19 protein-coding genes are annotated in these 19,936 nt (G+C 64.2%); 15 read left to right on the top strand and 4 right to left on the bottom strand.

The genetic code is table 11. The annotated features are described in order from the left end of the window. The first annotated feature begins 62 nt into the window (after window positions 1-62). The 4 genes from CV_RS22335 to CV_RS22330 all read left to right on the top strand — a co-directional run bounded on the left by CV_RS22335 (window position 63) and on the right by CV_RS22330 (window position 5,675). On the top strand, window positions 63-623 hold the full coding sequence (locus tag CV_RS22335) for a class I SAM-dependent methyltransferase (RefSeq protein WP_158303326.1): 561 nt from the start codon (window positions 63-65) through the stop codon (window positions 621-623). Window positions 624-828: 205 nt separating this feature from the next. Next, window positions 829-2,817, top strand: coding sequence for a putative bifunctional diguanylate cyclase/phosphodiesterase (locus CV_RS16905; protein WP_011136974.1), 1,989 nt, complete (start codon window positions 829-831; stop codon window positions 2,815-2,817). A 257-nt stretch (window positions 2,818-3,074) separates the two neighbouring features. Continuing rightward, a complete protein-coding gene (locus tag CV_RS16900) occupies window positions 3,075-4,655 on the top strand; it encodes an ABC transporter substrate-binding protein (RefSeq protein WP_011136973.1) in 1,581 nt (526 codons plus the stop codon). A gap of 369 nt (window positions 4,656-5,024) precedes the next feature. Beyond that, window positions 5,025-5,675, top strand: a complete 651-nt coding sequence (locus CV_RS22330; protein ID WP_011136972.1) for a TetR/AcrR family transcriptional regulator — start codon at window positions 5,025-5,027, stop codon at window positions 5,673-5,675. Between the two features lie 224 nt (window positions 5,676-5,899). On the opposite strand, the gene CV_RS16890 is transcribed toward CV_RS22330, so the two are convergent. Then, window positions 5,900-6,976: a porin gene (locus tag CV_RS16890; protein ID WP_011136971.1), complete on the bottom strand. Its 1,077-nt coding sequence runs from the start codon at window positions 6,974-6,976 to the stop codon at window positions 5,900-5,902. Between the two features lie 653 nt (window positions 6,977-7,629). Between CV_RS16890 and CV_RS16885 the strand changes: the two genes are divergently transcribed. Beyond that, a complete protein-coding gene (locus tag CV_RS16885) occupies window positions 7,630-8,484 on the top strand; it encodes a Rossmann-like and DUF2520 domain-containing protein (RefSeq protein WP_011136970.1) in 855 nt (284 codons plus the stop codon). 80 nt (window positions 8,485-8,564) lie between these two features. On the opposite strand, the gene pncB is transcribed toward CV_RS16885, so the two are convergent. The 3 genes from pncB to CV_RS16870 are packed head-to-tail and all read right to left on the bottom strand — an operon-like array spanning window position 8,565 to window position 11,067. Next, complete coding sequence (pncB, locus tag CV_RS16880; protein WP_011136969.1) at window positions 8,565-9,773, bottom strand: nicotinate phosphoribosyltransferase; 1,209 nt, start codon at window positions 9,771-9,773, stop codon at window positions 8,565-8,567. 11 nt (window positions 9,774-9,784) lie between these two features. Further along, window positions 9,785-10,489, bottom strand: coding sequence for an SAM-dependent methyltransferase (locus CV_RS16875; protein ID WP_011136968.1), 705 nt, complete (start codon window positions 10,487-10,489; stop codon window positions 9,785-9,787). Beyond that, entirely contained in the window at window positions 10,486-11,067 is a 582-nt protein-coding gene (locus CV_RS16870; RefSeq protein WP_011136967.1) for a Maf family protein, read from the bottom strand. The genes CV_RS16875 and CV_RS16870 overlap by 4 nt, the downstream gene beginning before the upstream one ends. A gap of 117 nt (window positions 11,068-11,184) precedes the next feature. Between CV_RS16870 and CV_RS16865 the strand changes: the two genes are divergently transcribed. The 10 genes from CV_RS16865 to pabC all read left to right on the top strand — a co-directional run bounded on the left by CV_RS16865 (window position 11,185) and on the right by pabC (window position 19,853). Next, complete coding sequence (locus CV_RS16865) at window positions 11,185-11,688, top strand: YceD family protein (protein ID WP_043598212.1); 504 nt, start codon at window positions 11,185-11,187, stop codon at window positions 11,686-11,688. Between the two features lie 47 nt (window positions 11,689-11,735). After that, on the top strand, window positions 11,736-11,915 hold the full coding sequence (gene rpmF, locus CV_RS16860) for a 50S ribosomal protein L32 (protein ID WP_011136965.1): 180 nt from the start codon (window positions 11,736-11,738) through the stop codon (window positions 11,913-11,915). 56 nt (window positions 11,916-11,971) lie between these two features. After that, window positions 11,972-13,009, top strand: a complete 1,038-nt coding sequence (plsX, locus tag CV_RS16855; RefSeq protein ID WP_011136964.1) for a phosphate acyltransferase PlsX — start codon at window positions 11,972-11,974, stop codon at window positions 13,007-13,009. A 5-nt stretch (window positions 13,010-13,014) separates the two neighbouring features. Next, on the top strand, window positions 13,015-13,974 hold the full coding sequence (locus tag CV_RS16850; protein WP_011136963.1) for a beta-ketoacyl-ACP synthase III: 960 nt from the start codon (window positions 13,015-13,017) through the stop codon (window positions 13,972-13,974). A 125-nt stretch (window positions 13,975-14,099) separates the two neighbouring features. After that, window positions 14,100-15,029 (top strand): ACP S-malonyltransferase, encoded by a 930-nt coding sequence (fabD, locus tag CV_RS16845; protein ID WP_011136962.1) that lies wholly within the window; start codon window positions 14,100-14,102, stop codon window positions 15,027-15,029. A gap of 91 nt (window positions 15,030-15,120) precedes the next feature. Beyond that, window positions 15,121-15,858 carry a 3-oxoacyl-ACP reductase FabG gene (gene fabG, locus CV_RS16840; RefSeq protein ID WP_011136961.1) on the top strand — a complete coding sequence of 246 codons (738 nt, stop codon included), beginning with the start codon at window positions 15,121-15,123 and terminating at the stop codon, window positions 15,856-15,858. A gap of 110 nt (window positions 15,859-15,968) precedes the next feature. Beyond that, window positions 15,969-16,208 carry an acyl carrier protein gene (gene acpP / locus CV_RS16835; protein WP_043596572.1) on the top strand — a complete coding sequence of 80 codons (240 nt, stop codon included), beginning with the start codon at window positions 15,969-15,971 and terminating at the stop codon, window positions 16,206-16,208. A 165-nt stretch (window positions 16,209-16,373) separates the two neighbouring features. Next, window positions 16,374-17,615 (top strand): beta-ketoacyl-ACP synthase II, encoded by a 1,242-nt coding sequence (fabF, locus tag CV_RS16830; RefSeq protein WP_011136959.1) that lies wholly within the window; start codon window positions 16,374-16,376, stop codon window positions 17,613-17,615. 133 nt (window positions 17,616-17,748) lie between these two features. Continuing rightward, window positions 17,749-19,041 (top strand): aminodeoxychorismate synthase component I, encoded by a 1,293-nt coding sequence (locus CV_RS16825; protein WP_011136958.1) that lies wholly within the window; start codon window positions 17,749-17,751, stop codon window positions 19,039-19,041. Then, entirely contained in the window at window positions 19,041-19,853 is an 813-nt protein-coding gene (gene pabC, locus CV_RS16820) for an aminodeoxychorismate lyase (RefSeq protein WP_011136957.1), read from the top strand. The genes CV_RS16825 and pabC overlap by 1 nt, the downstream gene beginning before the upstream one ends. The last annotated feature ends 83 nt before the right edge of the window (window positions 19,854-19,936 follow it).

Raw genomic sequence — 19,936 nt, 5'->3', positions numbered from 1 at the left:
ATTTCGACGCGTTTTATCGCAAAAACAGTTCCTTTTATGGCGACAGGCCGGCACTGTCTCTGATGTATTTCCTCGAAAAATACGGCGTGGAAGGCGGCGGGCAGGGGCTGGACCTGGCCTGCGGGCAGGGGCGGAATGCTTTCTACCTGGCCAGCCGCGGGTTTTCCATGTTCGGCGTGGACGAGTCCTCCGAAGCGATCGCGAGCTTGGGCGAGCGGGCCGATGAGCGCCACCTCGACGTCAGCGGCAAGGTGGTCAACCTGACCGAGCTGGACATCGAGCCGCAGCGTTACCGCATCATCGTCGCCTATACCGCGCTGGATCATGTGGATGCCGTCGCCGGCGAGCGTCTGGCCAAGGCGATGATGGCCGGCCTGGAGCCGGGAGGGTATTTGTTCGCCGCGGTGTTCTTGGCCGACGACCCCGGCTGCACAGGCCGCGGCGGTGGCGTCAGCGAGACTGCCGCCTATGTCAGACATTATTACCGGCAGGGCGAGCTGCGCGATCAGTTTTCAGGGTTGACGCCATTGGCCTACCAGGAGGAATTCGCCCTGGACCTCAGCCACGGCCATCCTCACCATCACAGCATGGCCAGGCTATTCGCGCAGAAGCAGGCCGCCTGATCCGCCGTTTGCCATCGATGAAGAACAGGGCGCATGCGCCCTGTTTTTTTATTGTGTTTGCGGCGTCCTCCAGCGCAGCCACGCCGTGGAATAAAAAAAACGCGTCAGGAAATGAGACGTGTTTGCTACAATGGCGGGCGCTCGCGATGGCAGTCGCGCGGCGATTTTTTGATGAATAAATAAAAGGTTAGCGGCGGACATGCCGATGAAGAGCGTACTTTCCTGGCAGGGGGGCAACCTGGAGCTGCTGGAGGCCCTGAGCCTGCCGGTGTGGATTTTCGACATCGATCACAGGCGGGTGTTCTGGGCCAATGAGGCCGCGCTGCAGGTCTGGGGGGCGGGCAGCCTGCTGGAATTGCAGACGCGCGACATGGCGCGCGACATGTCGGTGTCGGTGGCGCAGCGGCTGGCCCAGTATCAGCAGGACTTCGAGCGCGAAGGCGCCAGCTTTGTCGAAAGCTGGACGCTGTACCCCAATGGCCGCCCCAGCGTGCTCAAGGTGAAATTCCGCGGCATACGGGTGAATGGCCGCATGCTGATGTTCTGCGAGGCGCAGAACAGCCTGAGCGCCGATCCGGCGTCCCTGCGCAGCACGGAGGCGCTGCTGCACACCTCGGTGCTGATCACGCTTTACGACGGCAACGGCGGCGCGCTGTACCGCAACCCGGCCTCACGGGAGCGGGTGGCGGTGGCGGGCGAAGGCTGGCGCCAGCATTTTGTCCACGACAACGATTGGCAGCAGCTGCGCCAGGGCGTGGCGGCCTGCGGCGAGGCGCGGCTGCTGGCGCGGGTCAACACCCGCGAGGGCATGCGCTGGCACGAGGTCGCGGCCCGCGCCTGCCGCGACGCGGTCACCGGCCAGGACGCGCTGCTGGTCAGCGAGGTGGACATCACCGATCTCAAGCACGCCGAGGCGCGTGCCAGTTTCCTGGCCAACCACGACGTGCTGACCGGCTTGCCCAACCGTAACGGCATCCGCAGCGAGCTGTTGCCGCATCTGCAGCAGGCGCTGCGCAATGGCCGCCAAGTGGCGCTGATGTTCATCGACCTGGACCGCTTCAAGAACGTCAACGACTCGCTGGGCCACGCCTGCGGCGACGAGCTGCTGATCCGGATGGCCGGCCGGCTGGTCGGCCTGCTCGGCCATGACGAGAAGGCGGCGCGGCTGGGCGGCGACGAGTTCCTGGTTATGCTGAGCGCGCCGCAGGTGGCGGAACGCGCCGAGGCGCTGGCGCGCCGCATCCTGCAGGCGCTGTCGGTGCCGATGCGGCTGGAAGGGATGGACGTCGGCGTGTCGGCGTCGATCGGCATCAGCGTCTGCGAAGGCAGGGAGCTGGACCTTGAGCAGATGATGCGCCATGCCGACCTGGCGATGTACGCCGCCAAGGACGCCGGGCGCAACAACCTGATGTTCTTCACGCCGGCGCTGGAGGCGCGCAGCCAGGCGCAGCTGGCGCTGGAGAACGATATCCGCCGCGGCCTGGATTGCGGCGAATTCATCGCCTACTTCCAGCCGCGGGTGGACATCGCCAGCGGGCGGGTGGTGGGCGCCGAGGCGCTGGCGCGCTGGCGGCATCCGCAGCGCGGCCTGCTGATGCCCGATAGCTTCATCCCCATGTGCGAGGACTGCGGCATGGTGATGGAGCTGGGCAGGCAGATACTGCTCCAGGCCGCCCGCCAGCAGCGGCAATGGCGCGACCGTGGGCTGGATCTGCTGGTGTCGGTCAACCTGTCCGCCTGCCAGTTCGTCGATCCCGGCCTGCCGGGCCAGGTCGAGCAGATACTGGCCGACAGCGGCTGCCAGCCGGACCGGTTGGAGCTGGAGATCACCGAGTCGGTGCTGCTGGGGCACGATGAGCAGACCATGAGCACGCTGCAGGCCATGCGCGCGCTGGGCGTGCGCATCGCGGTCGACGATTTCGGCACCGGCTACTCCAACCTGGCCTACCTGCAGCGCTATCCGCTGACCTCGCTGAAAATCGACCGTTCCTTCATCGCCGATCTGGACGACAAGCCGGCCATCGCCGAACTGATCACCACCCTGTGCCGGATGATGGGACTGAACATGGTGGCGGAGGGGGTGGAAACCGAGGCGCAGCTGGCCTGGCTGGCCGAGCGCGGCTGCCAGGAGTACCAGGGCTATCTGTGCAGCCCGGCGCTGTCGGCCCAGGAGTTTCAGCAACGCTTGCTCTAGGACGGGCCGCGGCGCTTGGGAGGCGCGGCTCCGGCAGGCCGCAGTCTGGGGAGGCTCTCCGGGAGAATGGGCGGACGCATCGCCTGGCCGGCGCGACTGTGGAGCCAGGCCGGCTGCCGCGCCCGCGGCGTGGATTGGTCCGGGCGGCAGCCGTCTTATATCAATATGTGGATTAAATCATTGGTTTCTCCGTGCGCTTGGCTTACCCTATGCCGGTAATGCGGGCGGCATGTCCGCCCGGCAGCTAGGAGAACAATATGAAGAAACTGAGCGCCGCCGCGCTGGCGGTCCTGCCGCTGGCCGCCTTGGCGGCCAAACCCCTGACCGTATGCACCGACGCCAATCCGGAAGGTTTCGACGTGGTGCAGTACAACTCGCTGGTCACCACCAACGCCTCGGCAGACGTGTTGATGGACCGCCTGGTGGAATACGACGCCGCCGCCGGCAAGCTGCGGCCGGGCCTGGCCGGCAGCTGGGAGGTCAGCGCCGACGGCCTGGCTTACACCTTTCACCTGCGGTCCGGCGTCAGCTTCCACGGCACCGACTATTTCAAGCCGACGCGCAAGCTGAACGCCGACGACGTCGTGCAGACCTTCGACCGCATGCTGAATCCGGACAATGCCTGGTACAAGACCGCGCCCGCCGGCTATCCGCATGCGCAGTCCATGCAGTTTCCCAAGCTGATCAAGGCGGTGCGCAAGCTGGATCCGCTGACGGTGCGCTTCGAGCTCAATTACCCGGAAGCCACCTTCTTGTCCAGCTTGACCATGGGCTTCGCCTCCATCTATTCCGCCGAATACATGGCCCAGCTGCTGGCCGCGGGCAAGACCGGCGAACTCAACAGCAAGCCGATCGGCACCGGGCCTTTCGTGTTCAGGAGCTTCTCCAAGGACGCGCTGGTGCGCTATGCGCCGAATCCGACCTACTTCGGCGCCAAGCCCAAGGTGTCGGCGCTGATCTACGCGATCACGCCGGATTCGAATGTCAGGCTGCAGAAGCTGCGCGCCGGCGAATGCCAGATCGCGCTGTCGCCCAAGCCGCAGGACGTGCAGGCGGCCAAGACGGATGGCAGGCTGCAGGTGTCGCAGACGCCGGCCTTCATGACCGCCTTCGTCGCCTTCAACAGCCAGAAGAAGCCGCTGGACAACCCGCAGGTGCGACAGGCGCTCAACCTCGCCTTCGACAAGGCCAATTATCTGAAGACGGTGTTCGGCAATACAGCCGGGGCCGCCAGCCTGGTTTATCCGCCCAATACCTGGAGTTACGACAAGGCCATCAAGCCCTATGCCTATGATCCGGCGCAGGCGAAGAAGCTGCTGGCGCAGGCGGGCTACCCCAACGGCTTCGACGCCACGGTATGGGTGCGCCCCAGCGGCAGCACGCTGAATCCCAATCCCAAGGCCGGCGCGGAGATGTTGCAGGCGGACCTCGCCAAGGTGGGCGTCAAGCTGCAGATCAAGGTGCTGGAGTGGGGCGAGCTGATCAAGCGCGGCAAGGCCGGCGAACACGAGATGCTGTTCATGGGCTGGGCCGGCGACAACGGCGACCCGGACAATTTCCTGACGCCGCAGTTTTCCTGCCCGGCGGTGCAGTCCGGCACCAATTTCGCCCGCTATTGCGACGGCAGGCTGGACAAGCTGATCGCCGACGGCAAGAAGACCAGCGACTTCAAGACCCGGGCAAAGCTGTACCAGGCGGCCCAGCGCATCATCCACGAGCAGGCGCTGTGGCTGCCGCTGGCGCATCCCATCGCCTATGGCTTGGCGCGCAAGGAGGTGAGCGGCTACGCGGTCAATCCTTATGGACGGGTCAATTTCGTTAGTGTTGGCTTGAAATAAACGACTTCTCGAGCAAGAATAGACCACTCCGTTTTATAAACAGAGTGGTCTCTTTCTTTTTTTGGAGCTTGCGCCAGAGCAAAGCCGCACCCGTCGCGGGCGGAGATAATGCTTGATGGCGTGCAGGATGGGGCGTCGCCGCGACAAAGCGCTTATGCGTTGCGTAGAGCCGTGTTGCCAGTTGCATGCAGACCGCTGGGATTTGGTAGTATTGCTGCTGCGGCCGCGCTTGGCGCCGCCGCCAGGGGAGAGAGGAGCGCCTTGCCGTTGGCGTGTCTTGCTTGTTCTTAGAATGTGCCCGCCCTCGCTTGAACATGCGCTTTCGCGTATCATGCGCCGGGCTCGGGCCGATAAATGATAAAACAATAGATGCAAACCAGACGAACACAGCAAAGCCGCAGGGAGTCCACCATAGGCAAACTGGTGGAGGCGGCGATCGAATGCCTGATGGAGAGCGGCTACCACGGCACCAGCGTGCAACTGATCTGCGGCCGCGCCGGCGTTTCGCAAGGCGCGCTGTTCCGCCATTTCGCCACCAAGAACGAGCTGATGCAGCCGGTGGGGCGCAAGGTGGTGGACGACATCTTCGAGTCCGCGCTGGGCCTGGCCGCCCAGCTTCCGCCCGGCATGTCGGAAGAGGAGCGCATCATCGCGCTGATGAAAGCGCTGGTGATGTCGCCGCGCCACATCGTGCTGCTGGAGCTGCTGATGGCGGCGCGCACCACGCCGGATTTGCGCGACATCTTCCTCGGCAGTTCCAGCACCTATTTCCGCGACCGCTTCGTCGCGATGATGGCTTCGTTGTTCCCGCGCTACGCGATCTCCACCGGCTTCTTCGCCACCCTGCTCACCATGATGACCACCATGCACGGCATGGCGCTGTACCGCACACTGGCCGAGCACCCGGAGGGCGACAGGATGCGTGAGCAATGGCTGCTGTCCGCGCTGCGCGCCGAGCTGGAGCGGATACGGCAGGAAGGGGCGGATACCCGCAACCCGGTCTATCAGCTGCCGTTCTGAGTCTTTATTTTCTCGATTGAAAACCCCGTCGCTTGCGGCGGGGTTTTTGTTTATCTGGTGAGCTTGGGGCGGGTCGAAAGCTGGGGCAGGACGGGCGAGCCATACGGCGGAGCCTGCCCTTGCTCCATTTGTTGTCATTCATTTGAAGCAGGCATGAAAAAAGACCCGCCGAAGCGGGTCTTTTTTGCGTCTAAGTTCGCAGGTTCTTGCGTCGAACCGTTGAATTAGAAGGCGTGAACCATGTTCAGGCCGAAAGCCTTCAGGTCCTTGTTGCCGGTGCCCTTAACAGCGATCTGGCCGTATTGAGCGCCGAAGGTGGTGCGCTTGGAAATAGCGTAGTCAGCGCCCAGAACGTATTGATCGTACTGGGTGTTGTCCAGCTTCACGCCGCCAACTTCAACCTTGTCGCCACGAACGTAGGAGAATTTCGGAGTGATGGCGCCGAAGGTGTAGGCAGCAGTCAGAGCGTATTCGCGGGTCTTGACCTTGCCATTTGCGTCCGGGGTAGCGGATGCGGTCATGCCGGTCTTAACCAGGTCGAACCAGTCTTGGCCTGCAACGTCAGCGCCGCCCTTGGCTTGTTGATAGCCGAAGCCCACGAACAGGTTGTTGGCATTGTAACCAACTTCCAGACGATGCTTGTCGTTGGCGGTGTCTTTCAGGGCATAAGCGGTGGTAACCGAGGAAACAGCCTTGCTCTGGTGGGTGTAAGCGTACTTGCCGAAGAAGCCGCTGTTCTCGTAGCCCAGGCCCAGAACGGTGGTTTCACGATCGCTGTTAGCAACACCCTTGGTTTCCTTCACGCCATATTGCAGAGCGGCGGTCAGGCCCGGAACTACGGTCGGCAGATCGTAGCGCACGGAGTTCTTCAGACGCGTGCCGTCGCGGGTGAACATGCTCAGGCCCAGAGCGTTGCTGTTGTATTCCCAGGTGTCAACGGTGCCCATGTCGCTGTCCAGGAAGTTGGACACGTTACCCAGACGCACGGTGCCGAAGCCGCCTTGCAGACCGATGAAGGAGTTACGGTTGGCGAAGGTGCCGCTGCTGGACTTGCTGTATTGATCCTTGTTGCCGTCAATGGCAAAACCGGTTTCAACTTGCCAGATGGTCTTCAGGCCGTTGCCCAGATCTTCGGAACCTTTGAAGCCGATGCGGGAACCCAGATCGTCAACGTTGGTTTGCTTGGTGGAACCGTTGTCGACGTATTCAACGCCGCCTTTGATTTTGCCGTAGATGGTTACGTCGGCGAAAGCGGCAGCCGGCAGGGTGGCTACCAGCAGGGCGATCAGACTCTTTTTCATGGTCAAGTCATCCTTTTTTAGGTTTAGGAATGTGAGCAAATGCTATTGGCTGGGTTGTGAAAATGCAACTTCGCCTGCCGAATGGTGTTGTTATCAAGCAACTGTTGTTGAATTTTGCGCGAAGTAAAATTCGTTTTTTGATGTGGTAAGTTGTTGAATTGTCAGTGATGTCACTGTTGATGTGATTGCTGTTTGTTCGTGTTGCGAAAAAACATCAGTTTGGCCAAATGCCTATGAATATTGAGTTATCGAGAACGGATGTTGGTTGGGAGGCAAAAAAAATAGCCCGTCCGGATGGGGCGGGCTGAAAAATCAACGTGACTTGAAGTGAATCCAGCAGACGCGGATTGCATCTGCACAAATTCGCTTCCGATCATATTAAAAGAAAGCATTGACTCTGTAAATTGAGTGAATATTCCATTTCCCAGGTATTTTTTGCGAAAGATTGTATTCAATGCATTGATTTTACTTAGTATTTTTTACGTCGAGCTAGTTGCGAGAAAGCGCGTCTCGTGGTGGAAAGTGATGCGTTTTGGCTACGCATGACGGTTTTCGCGGCGGGGAGGGCGGTGCCGGGCGCTGCTTCTGGCTGGCGGAATTCCCCTACAATGTCGGCTTCGAATCCGTGGCTGAAACTCAGGTATATATAAGGTATGCAAACACTGACGGTGGTGGGGCTGGGCAGATTGGGCCGCAGTCTGGGCAGGCTGGCGGCGGATAGCGGGGCTTACCGCCTGCTGGATCTGATGGGGCGGCGCGCGCAGCCGCTGGCGGAAGGGCGTGATTTCGTCGGCGCCGGGCGGCCGGTGAGCGAAATGCGGCAGCTGGCGCCGGCAGACCTGTACCTGCTGGCCGTTCCCGACGCGGCCATCGCGTCTTGCGCGCGCGGTCTGGCCGCGGCGGGCGTGGCGCCGGCTGGCAGTGTGGTGTTTCATGCCAGCGGCGTGGGCGATGCTTCCCTGCTGCGGCCGCTGGCGGAACAGGGCGTGCTGACCGCCAGCCTGCATCCGGCCTTCTCCTTCGCCGATCCGAAGCGGGCGGTGGAGGGCTTCGCCGGCACCTTGTGCGCGCTGGAGGGCGACGAGCAGGCTTGCCTGAGGCTGGAGGCGTTCGCGCGCGCGCTGGGCGGACGGCCGTTCCGGTTGGCGCCGGGCGGCAAGGCCGCCTACCACGCCGGCTTGTCGGTGGCATCCAATTTCCTGGTGGCGCTGACCGCGATGGCCGGGCAGTTGACGGCCCGGGCGGGGGTGCCGCCGGAGCTGGCGCGGCAACTGCTGGGCGGCTTGATGCGGCAGACGCTGGACAATGCGCTGGAGCTGGGGCCGTACGACGCCTTGACCGGGCCGATACTGCGCGGCGATATCGGCACCGTCGAGCGGCATCTGGAGGTGTTGGCCGATACCGGCCTGATTTCCGCCTACCGGACGCTGGGCCGCCAGGTGGTGGAATTGGCCGGCGAGCGTCTACAGGAGCCGGCGCGCCAGCAGTTGCTGGCGCTGCTGTACTGATCCGCTTGATAGCCTGCAGACAAGGCCGACGCGGGTCTTGGCGATAGGGTGCAGGATCGGGGGGGGCGGGTTCGCGGCGCTCAGGCGAGGGCGGGGACCTTGAATACCTGGCGCAGGTAGGCCAGGAAAGTTTCGTCGCTGCACATGGTTTTGCCGGGGCTGTCGGACAGTTTGGCTACCGGCTGGCCGTTGCAGCTGACCAGCTTGAGCACGATCTGCAGCGGCTCCAGCCCCATGTCGTTGGTGAAGTGGGTGCCGATGCCGAAGCTGACCTGGATGTGCGGGCTGAAATGGCGCTGCAGTTGCAGCGCGCTGTCCACGCTGAGGCCGTCGCTGAAGGTCAGCATCTTGGTCGCGGGGTCTATCCGCAGCTTGCGATAATGGGCGATCGCCTTCTCGCCCCAGATGTAGGGATCGCCGCTGTCGTGGCGCAGGCCGTCGAACAGCTTGGCGAAATAGAGATCGAAATCGGCCAGAAAGGCATCCATGCCGACCACGTCGGTCAGCGCGATGCCCAGGTCGCCGCGGTATTCCTGCACCCACGATTCCAGCGCCGCTTTCTGGAAATCCCGCAGCCGCACGCCCAGCGCCTGGAAGGCCTGGAAGAATTCGTGGGCCATGGTGCCGATAGGCGTGATGCCCAGCTTGCGGGCTAGGTAGACGTTGCTGGTGCCGCGGAACACCTGCGGCAGCGCGTGGTTCAGCCTCTCCACCACGTGGGCCTGCCAGTCGCGGCTGAAGCGGCGGCGGGTGCCGAAGTCGGCGATCAGCAGCGGAAAGCGCTGGCCGGGGGCCTCTTCGCGCTGGAAGCGCTCCAACTCCGCCAGCTTGGCTTCCAGCCGGCGGCGGCCTTCCTCGCGCACGGCCTTGCTGTCCAGAGGGCGGAAATACAGCTCGTTGACGATGGCCAGCACGAAAATCTCGAAGAACATCGCCTGCACCATCGGGCCCTTGATCCGGATGGCCAGCTGTTCGCCTTCCTCGCTGACGCTGATGAAGCGGCGCTGCAGGTGGAACAGCTCCAGGTAGTCGACGTAGTCGCTCTTGATGAAGCGCAGGCCGCGCAGATAATCCAGCTCGTCCTGGCTGAAGCGCAGCTCGCACAGCAGGTCCAGCTGCGTTTCCAGTTGCTGCTTCAGCTGGGTCAGCGGCGTGTCCGGATGGTTGCGGCAGCGGAATTCGTATTCGCCATGGGCTGCGGGGAATTGGTGCAACACCACCTGCAGCATGGTGAACTTGTACAGATCGGTATCCAGCAGCGACCGGATGATGGGCGTGTTCTTGGGCATGGCGGCGCGTCTCAAGCGGCGTGGATCACGAAGATGGCCGGCCGCTTGTGCAGGTCGGGCGGGTTCTGCGGCCAATCCTGCACGCGGTGGCTGACGATGGTTTGGGTCGGCAAGGTCAGATCGCAGGCTACCGCAAGCCGGGTGGACGGCGCCAGCGTTTCGCGCAGCTGCGCCAGCAGCGCGTTGTTGCGGTACGGCGTCTCGATGAACAGCTGGGTCTCGTTGTGCTTGCGCGAACGCTGTTCCAGCTCTTTCACCAGCTTGGATTTTTCCGCGGCGTCCACCGGCAGGTAGCCGTGGAAGGCGAAGCATTGGCCGTTGGCGCCGCTGGCCATCAGCGCCAGCAGGATGGACGAGGGGCCGATCAGCGGCTCGACGCGGATGTCGCGCTGGTGGGCCAGCGCCACCAGCTGGGCGCCCGGGTCGGCCACCGCCGGGCAGCCGGCCTCGGAGATCAGGCCGACGTCGTGGCCGGCTTGCAGCGGCGCCAGCAGCGCGGCGACGTCGGTCTCCTTGGTGTGCTCGTTCAGCGTGGACATCGACAGCTCGCGGATGGGCGTGGTCACGCCCAGCGCCTTCAGGTGCTTGCGCGCGGTCTTTTCCGCCTCGACGACGAAATGGGTGATGTGGACGACCTTGGCGCGCTCGCCTTCCGGCAGCCAGGCGACGGTCTCGTCGCCGAGCGGGGCGGGGATCAGGAAGAGGGCGCCGCTCATTTCAGCACCTCCACGCCCTCGTTGCCGAGCATGGTGATCAACTGGAACAGCGGCACGCCGATCAGCGCGTTGGGGTCGTCGGATTCCACCTTTTCCAGCAGCGCGCCGCCCAGGCCTTCGCTTTTGGCGCTGCCAGCGCAGTGCAGCGCGTCAGGCTCGCGGGTCAGGTAATTGCGGATCTGCGCTTCGGTCAGCCGGCGCAGCGTGACGCGGGTAATGCCGACGCACTCCTGCAGCCGGCCGCTGGCGGTGTTGTACAGCGCCAACGCCGAATGGAAGACCACGGTGCGGCCGCTCATCCATTTCAGCATTTCGACGCCCTGTTCGAAGCCGCCGGGCTTGCCGATCTGCTTGTCGTCCAGCAGCGCCACCTGGTCGGAGCCTATGATCAGCGCTTCGGGATGTTTGCCGGCCAGCGACTGCGCCTTGACGCGGGCCAGCCGCACCGCGGTTTCCAGCGCGGTCTCGCCGGGCAGAGGGGTTTCGTCGCAGACGGGCGGTTCGGCGCAGAAGGGCAGGCCCAGGCGGGCGATGATTTCTTGGCGGTAGCGGGAAGTGGAAGCCAGTACGATGTGCATGATTCGAGCCGGTTGGCGGCGATGCCGGCGGCGCGGGCGGCTCGTCCGCGGCCTCGCTTCGGCCTCGCCTTGTTTCTTTTGACAAATCAGGGGAATGGATTGTACCATGCGGAGTTTATGTCTAAACCGATTTTGATCGATCCGCTCAAGTTCGCCCGGGAAGGGGCTTCGCTGTCCGGCAAGTTGCCGGTAAGCGGGCTCGACGAGCGCGTGCATGACGACCTGTCCGACACCTCTGGCGAGGTGTCGTACCGGCTCGAGGGCTTTCGTGACGAGCTGCAGCGCCCCGCGCTGCGCATCCGGCTTGAGGCCGGCCTGAACGTCACCTGTCAGCGCTGTCTGGACGGCATGCCGTTCAGCCTAGACACCGATTCGGTGATCACGCTGTTCACCAGCCAGGAAAAGCTGGAAGAAGCCTGCGAGCTGGACGAGGAGTTGGACGCCGTCCTCGCCGAACCCGAACTCGACGTGGCTGCGCTGATCGAAGACGAAATCATTATGGGCTTGCCGCATGCGCCGAAACACGACGAATGCGGCAGGGAAACTCTCTCGCTCGCCAAGGCTGACAAGCCCAACCCGTTTGCGGTACTGGCGACGCTTAAGAGACCCAAGTCCGAGTAACCCGGATCCGCTGGCGCGGATTCACTTGAATTTCTTAGGAGTCGACCATGGCTGTTCAACAGAACAAAAAGTCCCCGTCCAAGCGCGGCATGCATCGTGCACACGATTTTCTGACCGCTCCGGCTCTGGCAGTTGAAGCCAGCACCGGCGAAGCCCACCTGCGCCACCACATCAGCCCGAACGGCTTCTACCGTGGCCGCAAGGTTGTGAAGACCAAGGGCGAGTAATCTCCCAGTCCTCACTTCCTTTCCTTTTTTGGTAGGCACTTTTACCGCATTCGTTGATGACTATCACCGTCGCGGTTGATGCTATGGGCGGTGACGTTGGCCTCAAGGTTACCGTCCCGGCATCGATCCAATTCCTGCAAGACCACCCCGACACCCATCTGATTCTCGTAGGCGACCAGCCGGCCCTGGAGGCTGAACTGGCCCTGCACGATGGCGCCGTGCGTGAGCGCATCCTCATCCAGCATGCCACCCAGGTGGTGGGCATGGACGAGGCGCCTCAGCTCGCCCTCAAGAACAAGAAGGATTCGTCGATGCGGGTGGCGATCAATCTGGTCAAGGAAGGCAAGGCGCAGGCCGCCGTTTCCGCCGGCAACACCGGCGCGCTGATGGCTACCGCCCGCTTCGTCCTCAAGACCATTCCAGGCATCGACCGCCCCGCCATCGCCAAGCTGCTGCCCAATGTCAAGGGCACTTCCTGCGTGCTGGATCTGGGCGCCAACGTCGATTGCACCCCAGAACAACTGTTGCAGTTCGGCATCATGGGTTCCGAGCTGATGGCCTGCCTGCAAGGCAAGGCCAATCCTTCCGTCGGCCTGTTGAATATCGGCAGCGAAGATATCAAGGGCAACGACAATATCAAGAAGACTGCCGAGCTGTTGCGTCAGTCGGAGCTGCATTTCTACGGCAACGTGGAAGGCGACGACATCTGCAAGGGCACGACCGATGTGGTAGTCTGCGATGGCTTTACCGGCAACGTGGCGTTGAAGACAGCTGAGGGGCTGGCGCACATGTTCGCCGTATTCCTGCGGGAAGAGTTCGGCCGCAGCTGGTGGACGCGTTTGTGCGCGTTGGCCGCGCTGCCGGTGCTGGCTCTTTTCAAGAAGCGCATCGATCCGCGCCGCTACAACGGGGCCAGCCTGCTGGGCCTGCGCGGCATCGTGGTGAAAAGCCACGGCAGCGCCGATGTCACGGGATTTCGTTACGCGTTGGCGCAGGCATGCGAGGAGGCCGGTTCCGACGTTATTGCACACATCGCCGATCGGGTTGCCAAACAACTAGACAACCTCAAGCAATCCGAGGCGGAAGCGAACTGAAAAATATGGGCTATTCCCGCATTCTCGGCACCGGCAGCTTCCTGCCGTCCCAGGTGCTTACCAATGCGCAGTTGGCCGAACGGGTGGAAACCAGCGACGAGTGGATCGTCTCTCGTACCGGCATCCGCGCGCGCCATATTGCCGACGAAGGGCACAAGACCAGCGATCTGGCGCTGAGGGCGGCGCAAGCCGCCATCGCCAGCGCCGGCATCGACAAGGGCGAGATCGACCTGATCATCGTCGCCACCACCACCCCCGACATGGTTTTTCCCAGCACCGCCTGCATCCTGCAGGAGAAGCTGGGATTGCCCGGCGTGCAGGCCTTTGACGTGCAGGCCGTGTGCGCCGGCTTCGTCTACGCGCTGACCACGGCCAACGCCTACATCAAGAGCGGCCTGGCCAAGAAGGCGCTGGTGGTCGGCGCCGAAATCATGTCGCGCGTGCTGGACTGGGATGATCGCCGCACCTGCGTGCTGTTCGGCGACGGCGCCGGCGCCGTGGTACTGGGCGAGTCCGACGAGCCTGGCATCCTGCATGCCAAGCTGGCGGCGGACGGCCGCTACCAGGGCTTGCTCAACACGCCGGCGCAGATTTCCGGCGGCAAGATCCAGGGCATCCCCTATCTGCACATGGACGGCCCGGCGGTGTTCAAGTTCGCCGTCAAGTCGCTGTCCGAGATCGCCACCGCCACGCTGGCCGAGGCCGGCGTCGAACAGGCCAGCCTGGACTGGCTGGTGCCGCACCAGGCCAATCTGCGCATCATCGAATCCACCGCCAAGCATCTTGGCCTGCCGATGGACAAGGTGGTCGTCACCTTGCCGGAGCAGGGCAATACCTCGGCGGCTTCCATTCCGCTGGCGCTGGACGTCGCGGTGCGCGACGGACGCATCCGGCGCGGCCAGACCGTGATGCTGGAAGGCATTGGCGGCGGTTTCGCCTGGGGCGCGGTGCTGCTGACCTTCTGATTGGCATTCCGCAAAGTGGCTTTTTCGCCGCATGATCGCCGATAATGACAGCGTTTATTGATCGGCGACGTGGCGCGCATGGCCGCTTTGCGTCATCCTTTGCGTCGAATTCTGTGGAGTCGACTATGGCTTTTGCTTTTCTTTTTCCGGGACAGGGCTCGCAAAGCCTGAAAATGATGGACGGCTTCGCCGACCTGCCCGTGGTGCAGCATACATTCGAAGAGGCGTCCGACACGCTGTCGCTGGATCTGTGGGCGATGCTGCGGGCGGATAGCGCCGACGCGATCAACGCCACCGTGAATACCCAGCCCATCATGCTGGCCGCCGGCTATGCCACTTACCTGGCATGGCAGGAGCTGAACGGCAAGCAGCCGTCGGTGGTGGCCGGCCATAGCCTGGGCGAGTACACCGCGCTGGTGGCCGCCGGCGCGCTGCCGTTCGCCGAGGCGGTGAAGCTGGTTCGCCTGCGCGCCGAGGCGATGCAGGCCGCGGTGCCGGCCGGCGCCGGCGCGATGGCCGCCATTCTCAACCTGCCTGACGACGACATCCGCGCCGCCTGCGCGGAGGCCGCCCAAGGCGAGGTGGTGGAGGCCGTCAACTTCAATTCCCCGGGCCAGGTGGTGATCGCCGGCAACAAGGGCGCGGTGGAGCGCGCGATGGACCTGTGCAAGGAGAAGGGCGCCAAGCGCGCGCTGCCGCTGCCGGTGTCGGTGCCTTCGCACTGCTCGCTGATGCGCCCGGCCGCCGAGCGCTTGGCCGAGGCGCTGCGGGACGTGCATCTGAGCGCGCCCGCCGTTCCGGTGCTGCACAATGCCGACGTGGCCAGCTACAACGATGCCGCGCAGATCCGCGACGCGCTGACCCGCCAGCTGTTCATGCCGGTGCGCTGGACCGAAACCATTCAGAAGCTGGCCGCCGAAGGCGTGACCCTGATGGCCGAGTGCGGTCCGGGCAAGGTGCTGACGGGCCTCGCCAAGCGCATCGACGGCAACGTCAAGTGCCTGGCGCTGACTGACCGCGCCGCGCTGGAAGCCGCGCGCGAAGAGCTGGTCTGACGCGAAATTCCGGCGCGTCGGCTTTGTCCGGCGCGCCATCGCCTTGTCCCGCGCAAGCGGAACGGGGCGTCGACAACAAGGAGACACATTGATGAGTCTGCAAGGCAAAGTGGCGCTGGTGACCGGCGCCTCGCGCGGCATAGGCGCGGCGATCGCCGACGCGCTGGCCGCCGAGGGCGCCGTCGTCATCGGCACCGCCACGTCGGAATCCGGCGCGGCCGCCATCCATGAGCGCCTGTCCGCCACGGGCGGCGCGGGCCGCGTGCTGAACGTCACCGAGGAGGGCGCCGTCGACGCGCTGATCGAATCGGTGGAGAAGGACTTCGGCGCGGTCGCGATTCTGGTCAACAACGCCGGCATCACCCGCGACGGCTTGTTGATGCGGATGAAGGACGAGGACTGGGACGCCATCATGGACACCAATCTGAAATCGGTGTTCAAGACCTCCAAGGCCGTGATGCGCGGCATGATGAAGGCCCGCAGCGGCCGCATCATCAATATCGCTTCCGTGGTCGGCGCGATGGGCAATGCCGGCCAGGCCAACTACGCGGCCGCCAAGGCGGGCATCATCGGCTTCACCAAGTCGATGGCGCGCGAGGTCGGCAGCCGCAACATCACCGTCAACTGCGTGGCGCCGGGCTTCATCGACACCGACATGACCCGCGCGCTGCCGGAAGCGCAGCGCGAGGCGCTGGTGGGCCAAATTTCCCTAGGCCGCCTGGGCGAAGCCAAGGACATCGCCGATGCCGTGGTATTCCTGGCATCGGACCGCGCGGCTTATATTACGGGCCAGACTTTGCACGTGAACGGCGGCATGCTGATGCCTTAATTTCGCTCCGGCTGGCGCCGGATAGAGATTTAGGTAGGCTGCTCTAATTTTTTTTTGTAGAATACCGGGGTTTTGTGATCCCGAATCAGAAAGGTCAAGGGTTTAAACAAATGGAAAACATCGAAGCGCGCGTCAAGAAGATCGTTGCCGAGCAACTGGGCGTGAACGAAGCCGAAATCAAGGTGGAAAGCTCCTTCGTTGACGATCTGGGCGCCGATTCCCTGGATACCGTTGAGCTGGTGATGGCACTGGAAGAAGAGTTCGAGTGCGAAATCCCGGACGAGGAAGCCGAGAAGATCACCACCGTTCAGCAAGCCATCGACTACGTGACCGGCCATCTGAACAAGTAATCCCTTTTTTCGGGACCAGGACCTCTGCGTGGTGTGGCTTCGGCTCGCCTGCAGAGGTTCTTTTGTTAAGAAGGTTCCAAACGCGCGTTTGAACCAAGCTTGTGTTCACCCGGCGCGCGTGGTTTCATCGGGAGACTGCCCTCCCATCTATCACGGAGATTCTTCGTGTCCAAACGCAGAGTAGTAGTCACCGGCCTGGGCCATGTGTCCCCGGTCGGCAACGACGTCGCCACCGGCTGGGCCAATCTGTTGGCCGGCAAGAGCGGCATCGCCAAGATCACCCGTTTCGACGCCAGCGACATGGCCTGCCAGATCGCGGGCGAGGTCAAGGACTTCAATATCGGCGACTACATTTCGCCGAAGGAAGCGCGTCGCAACGACCTGTTCATTCACTACGGCATCGCCGCGGCCTTGCAGGCCGTCGCCGACGCCGGGCTGGACGACATCCCGGGCCTGGACAAGACCCGCGTCGGCGTCAACATCGGCTCCGGCATCGGCGGCCTGCCGCTGATCGAGGAAACCGGCGTGGCGCTGATGGAAGGCGGTCCGCGCAAGATCGGCCCGTTTTTCATCCCGGGCTCGCTGATCAACCTGATCGCCGGCCAGGTGTCCATCCTGAAGGGCTATCAAGGCCCCAGCTACGGCATCGTGTCCGCCTGCACCACCGGCGCGCACTGCATCGGCGACGCCGCGCGCCTGATCCAGTACGGCGACGCCGACATCATGGTCGCCGGCGGCGCCGAGGGCGCGGTGTCGCGCCTGGGCATCGGCGGCTTCGCCGCGATGAAGGCGCTGTCCACGCGCAACGACGACCCCGAGGCCGCCTCCCGTCCGTGGGACAAGGGCCGCGACGGCTTCGTGATGGGCGAGGGCGCCGGCGTGCTGGTGCTGGAAGAGTACGAGCACGCGGTCAAGCGCGGCGCCAAGATCTATGCCGAGCTGATCGGTTTCGGCATGAGCTCGGACGCGCACCACATCACCGCGCCCAACGCCGAGGGCCCGGCCCGCGGCGTGGTCAACGCGCTGCGCGACGCCGGCATCAATGCCGACGCGGTGCAGTACGTGAACGCGCACGGCACGTCCACCCCGCTGGGCGACGCCAACGAGACCAACGCGCTGAAGATCGCTTTTGGCGATCACGCCAAGAAGCTGGTCGTCAACTCCACCAAGTCCATGACCGGCCACTTGCTGGGCGGCGCGGGCGGCGTGGAGGCGATCTACACCATCCTGGCGATCCACAACCAGGTGTCTCCGCCGACCATCAACCTGGTCGAGCAGGATCTGGAAGCCGGCTGCGATCTCGATTACGCGGCCAACACCGCGCGCGAGATGAAGATCGAGGTGGGCATTTCCAACTCCTTCGGCTTCGGCGGCACCAACGGCACCCTGGTGTTCAAGCGCGTCTGATCGCCGCTGCCGGCGATTGACAGAGCGAACCGCTGCGCTACACTCGCAGCGGTTTTTCTTTTTTCGCCGCCGCTCAAGGCGGGCGGCGAGTTGTCGCGAATCAGTGCCGGGCCTTGCCGGCCCAGGACCGTAGATGTTCACCCAGAAACTCGATTTCATTCCCGACCTGCTGGCGCTGCATGCCGCGGACCGCGAAAACTTTCCCTATCTGATGCAATCGTCCGGCGACGTCGGCTGGGACCTGCTGCTGATGCAGAGCGAGCGGCGCGTGTTCATGGCGGGCGAGGGGCAGGCCTTCCTCGACCAGCTGCGCGCGTTCCGGCCGCGGGCGGTGTCCAATCCGCACGGCCTGCCTTTCGTCGGCGGCTGGTTCGTCTACCTGGCCTACGACCTGTTGTCGGAATTCGAGCCGCATGTGCCGGCCGCCTTGCCGGACAGCTTTCCGCTGGCGGCATGGGCGCGCGCGCCGGCCGCGGTGCTGGTGGACCGCGCCAAGAACGAAGCCTGGCTGGTCGGCGAAACCGCCGATGACTGGCATGCGCTGGAACGGCTGGTTTCGATGAGGCCCGCCTTCGCGCCCCAGCCGGTCGCCTTGGCCGCGCTGGAGGAAGATCCGCCCGAGTGGTATACCGACGCGGTGGTTCGGCTCAAGCGCTACATCTACGAAGGCGACGTGTTCCAGGTGAACATCTCGCGCGGCTGGCGCGCCCAGCTGGCGGACGGCATCGCCGCGCCCGACCTGTTCGCGGCGCTGCGCCGGGCCAATCCGGCGCCGTTCTCGGCGCTGGCCGACTTCGGCGCCGCGCAGATCGTCAGCTCGTCGCCGGAGCGGCTGGTGCGGGTGCGCGACGGCTGGGCCGAAACCCGGCCGATCGCCGGCACCCACCCGCGCTCCCAGGACCCGGCCGAAGACGCCGAGCTGAAAAAGCGGCTGATCACCAGCATCAAGGAGCGCGCCGAGCATGTGATGCTGATCGACCTGGAGCGCAACGACCTGGGCCGCATCAGCCGGCCGGGCACGGTGGAAGTCAACGAGCTGATGGCGGTGGCCAGCTACGCCTACGTCCATCACATCGAGTCCAATGTCCGCGGCAAGCTGCGCGACGACATCGCGCCGGCGGACGTGCTGCGCGCGCTATTCCCCGGCGGCACCATCACCGGCTGTCCCAAGGTGCGGACCATGCAGATCATCCGCGAGCTGGAAAACAGCGCGCGGCGCGCCTATACCGGCAGCCTGGGCTATCTGAACCGCGACGGCAGCATGGACTTCAACATCCTGATCCGCACCTTCATGCAGGAGGGCGACGCGCTGCGCTTCCGCGCCGGCGGCGGCATCGTCGCCGACTCCGATCCCGAGCGCGAATTGCAGGAAACCCGTCACAAGGCGCGCGGCCTGCTGCGCGCGCTGGGCGTGGAGCAGGCCTGATGGCGGTGCTGGTCAATGGCCTGCCTGGGGAGGCGGTGTCGGCGCTGGACCGCGGCTTCAACTACGGCGACGGCGTGTTCCGCACCATGCAGCTGCGCCATGGCCGGCCGTGGATGTGGCGCTGGCAGTACGCGCGGCTGGCCGACGACGCCGCGAGGCTGGCGCTGACGCTGCCGGACGAGCAGCAGTTGCTGGACGAGCTGATGGCGCTGGGCCGCGAGCACGCGCTGGCCGTGGGCAAGATCGTGATCACCCGCGGCGCCGGCGCGCGCGGCTACGCGATGGCGGGCGCCGGCGCGCCGACGCGCGTCGTGTCGGCGACGCCATGGGCCGGCTATCCGTCGGAGTACGGCGAGCGGGGCGTGGCCGCGCGCTGGTGCGAGCTGAGGCTGTCGCTGCAGCCGCGCCTGGCTGGCGTCAAGCACCTGAACCGGCTGGAGAGCGTGCTGGCGCGGTCGGAGTGGAGCGATCCGGCGATACAGGAAGGCCTGCTGCTGGATCAGGACGGCTGGCTGGCCGAGGGCACGATGAGCAATGTCTACCTGCTGCGCGACGGCGAGATCCAGACCCCCTTGCTGGATCGCTGCGGCGTGAACGGCGCGGTGCGGGATTGGTTGACCGATAATGTTTCAATTTTCGGACTTAAATTTTCGGAAAGGCGACTTTCCGCCGCCGATTTGATTGACGCTGAGACGGCGTTTCTCTCCAATAGCCTGATCGGCGTCTGGCCGCTGGCCCGTCTGGGCGAGCGGATCTGGACGCCTTCGCCTTTGCTGCAGGCATTGCGGCAAGCCTTACTACAACAAGCCTGATGCATGGCGCCGGGGAACGTCGGCGCGATGTTCCGCTTGCCGCGCCGGCTGGCTCCCTCTCTTCTTCCGCATCGATCCGATCG

Origin of the sequence: Chromobacterium violaceum ATCC 12472 (assembly GCF_000007705.1) — a bacterium.
Classification (GTDB): domain Bacteria; phylum Pseudomonadota; class Gammaproteobacteria; order Burkholderiales; family Chromobacteriaceae; genus Chromobacterium; species Chromobacterium violaceum.
This window is presented reverse-complemented; position numbering and strand designations above follow the sequence as displayed.

Coding starts and splice junctions, on each gene's coding strand:
- CV_RS22335 (WP_158303326.1), top strand. CDS start 63: ATGTATTTCCTCGAAAAATACGGCGTGGAAGGCGGCGGGCAGGGGCTG.
- plsX (WP_011136964.1), top strand. CDS start 11,972: ATGACTATCACCGTCGCGGTTGATGCTATGGGCGGTGACGTTGGCCTC.
- CV_RS22330 (WP_011136972.1), top strand. CDS start 5,025: ATGCAAACCAGACGAACACAGCAAAGCCGCAGGGAGTCCACCATAGGC.
- CV_RS16870 (WP_011136967.1), bottom strand. CDS start 11,067: ATGCACATCGTACTGGCTTCCACTTCCCGCTACCGCCAAGAAATCATC.
- CV_RS16875 (WP_011136968.1), bottom strand. CDS start 10,489: ATGAGCGGCGCCCTCTTCCTGATCCCCGCCCCGCTCGGCGACGAGACC.
- CV_RS16900 (WP_011136973.1), top strand. CDS start 3,075: ATGAAGAAACTGAGCGCCGCCGCGCTGGCGGTCCTGCCGCTGGCCGCC.
- CV_RS16885 (WP_011136970.1), top strand. CDS start 7,630: ATGCAAACACTGACGGTGGTGGGGCTGGGCAGATTGGGCCGCAGTCTG.
- rpmF (WP_011136965.1), top strand. CDS start 11,736: ATGGCTGTTCAACAGAACAAAAAGTCCCCGTCCAAGCGCGGCATGCAT.
- pabC (WP_011136957.1), top strand. CDS start 19,041: ATGGCGGTGCTGGTCAATGGCCTGCCTGGGGAGGCGGTGTCGGCGCTG.
- CV_RS16825 (WP_011136958.1), top strand. CDS start 17,749: ATGTTCACCCAGAAACTCGATTTCATTCCCGACCTGCTGGCGCTGCAT.
- acpP (WP_043596572.1), top strand. CDS start 15,969: ATGGAAAACATCGAAGCGCGCGTCAAGAAGATCGTTGCCGAGCAACTG.
- pncB (WP_011136969.1), bottom strand. CDS start 9,773: ATGCCCAAGAACACGCCCATCATCCGGTCGCTGCTGGATACCGATCTG.
- fabD (WP_011136962.1), top strand. CDS start 14,100: ATGGCTTTTGCTTTTCTTTTTCCGGGACAGGGCTCGCAAAGCCTGAAA.
- CV_RS16890 (WP_011136971.1), bottom strand. CDS start 6,976: ATGAAAAAGAGTCTGATCGCCCTGCTGGTAGCCACCCTGCCGGCTGCC.
- CV_RS16905 (WP_011136974.1), top strand. CDS start 829: ATGAAGAGCGTACTTTCCTGGCAGGGGGGCAACCTGGAGCTGCTGGAG.
- fabG (WP_011136961.1), top strand. CDS start 15,121: ATGAGTCTGCAAGGCAAAGTGGCGCTGGTGACCGGCGCCTCGCGCGGC.
- CV_RS16850 (WP_011136963.1), top strand. CDS start 13,015: ATGGGCTATTCCCGCATTCTCGGCACCGGCAGCTTCCTGCCGTCCCAG.
- CV_RS16865 (WP_043598212.1), top strand. CDS start 11,185: ATGTCTAAACCGATTTTGATCGATCCGCTCAAGTTCGCCCGGGAAGGG.